The sequence below is a fragment of the Streptococcus sp. GMD4S genome (genome assembly GCF_000296955.1).
The window spans coordinates 1-1,360 of sequence record NZ_AJRE01000231.1; the positions used below are offsets into that span (position 1 = coordinate 1).

Annotated in this window: 3 protein-coding genes; 1 reads left to right on the forward strand and 2 read right to left on the reverse strand. The window is 40.4% G+C overall.

What is annotated here, in order from left to right:
- Positions 1–32: 32 nt before the first annotated feature.
- Positions 33–758, forward strand: a complete 726-nt coding sequence (locus GMD4S_RS08930) for a 16S rRNA pseudouridine(516) synthase (protein WP_001235076.1) — start codon at positions 33–35, stop codon at positions 756–758.
- A gap of 40 nt (positions 759–798) precedes the next feature.
- On the opposite strand, the gene GMD4S_RS08935 is transcribed toward GMD4S_RS08930, so the two are convergent.
- Both GMD4S_RS08935 and GMD4S_RS08940 read right to left on the reverse strand, forming a co-directional pair.
- Positions 799–1,032, reverse strand: a complete 234-nt coding sequence (locus GMD4S_RS08935) for a hypothetical protein (protein WP_001088140.1) — start codon at positions 1,030–1,032, stop codon at positions 799–801.
- Between the two features lie 86 nt (positions 1,033–1,118).
- Positions 1,119–1,360 (reverse strand): rhodanese-like domain-containing protein (locus GMD4S_RS08940; RefSeq protein WP_000324859.1); only part of this gene is annotated, 242 nt, incomplete at its 5' end.

Consider the following 1,360-nt stretch of genomic DNA (forward strand, 5'->3'; position numbering starts at 1 on the left):
AAAGTCAGAGACTTATGATAAGATAAGCTGGTATGCGTTTAGATAGATTATTAGCCCAAGAAAAGGTCAGTCGCAAGGCTATGAAACAGGCTCTATTAAAAAAAGAAATCCTAGTGGACGATTGTCCAGCCAGCTCCCTGGCTCAAAATATCGACACTGGGTTGCAGAAATTAGTCTTTCAAGGACGACAAATCCAAGGCTACGAGCACACCTACCTCCTGCTGCATAAGCCAAACGGAGTCGTTACAGCTAGCAAGGATAAGAAACTTCCAACCGTCATGGACCTCCTTCCACCTGACAGCCAGTCTGACCAGCTCTATGCTATCGGCAGACTAGACCGCGATACCACGGGACTGCTGCTTTTGACAGACAATGGACCTCTTGGCTTCCAACTCCTTCATCCCCAGTACCATGTCGATAAATCCTATCAAGTGGTAGTAAACGGACCGCTCACGTCAGACCATATCCAAAAGTTCAAGGATGGAATTGTCTTTTTAGATGGGACCACTTGTAAACCTGCTCAGCTAGAAATTCTAGACATAAGCCCAACAGAGAGCCATGCCTCTATTACCATCTCAGAAGGAAAATTTCATCAAGTTAAAAAAATGTTCCTCTCAGTTGGTGTCAAGGTGACTGCCCTAAAACGCGTCCAATTCGGTGACTTTACATTAGACCCAGAACTAGCAGAAGGGCAATACCGTCCCTTGAATCCAGAGGAATTGGAAATCATAAAAAACTATTTAGAGATGGGGCGATAAAACAAAAAAAGCTTTATGTTTAAAGCTTTTTGTTTTTTGCTTATCTAAAAAATACTGCGACGGCTAGAATCCAGTTAAGAACAGAAACTACAAGTCCTATGATATTCAGAATTTTTTCTGTTTGATAGTTTAGTCCAGATTCTTTTTGGTATGAAAAAGCCAAGACCAATCCTATGATCCCCAAAATCAGACCCACTATTGGAGAAAGCAAACCAAGGACGATAGATAAGATACCTAAAATAAGTGAAGGTTTTTTCTTTTGTTGTGAATTCATATTACAAAATCTCCTTAAATTTAATATAAATGATGATACCATAAAACGCAAGATTTATCTATCATTAAACAGTTTTTAACAGAATGTTAGCTCGTCTTGACCTTTCCAATCCAAGAATCCAATCCATAAGAAAGGATATAAATCTCAGAAAAACCTTGCTTTTTCAGATAGAGGGCTGCATTGGTCACTCGTTGTCCGCGTTGGTTTTCGTAGAGAAGGACAGGTTTATCCTTGCGAAGAGCTGCAAGGCTTGACTTCAACTGATTTGAAGGAATATTGCGAGCTCCGAGGATATGTTTTCTGTGAAATTCTGCTGCATCACGGACAT

Excerpts from the sequence above, each read along its gene's own strand:
- GMD4S_RS08930 (WP_001235076.1), top strand. The coding sequence starts at position 33 with ATGCGTTTAGATAGATTATTAGCCCAAGAAAAGGTCAGTCGCAAGGCT.
- GMD4S_RS08935 (WP_001088140.1), bottom strand. The coding sequence starts at position 1,032 with ATGAATTCACAACAAAAGAAAAAACCTTCACTTATTTTAGGTATCTTA.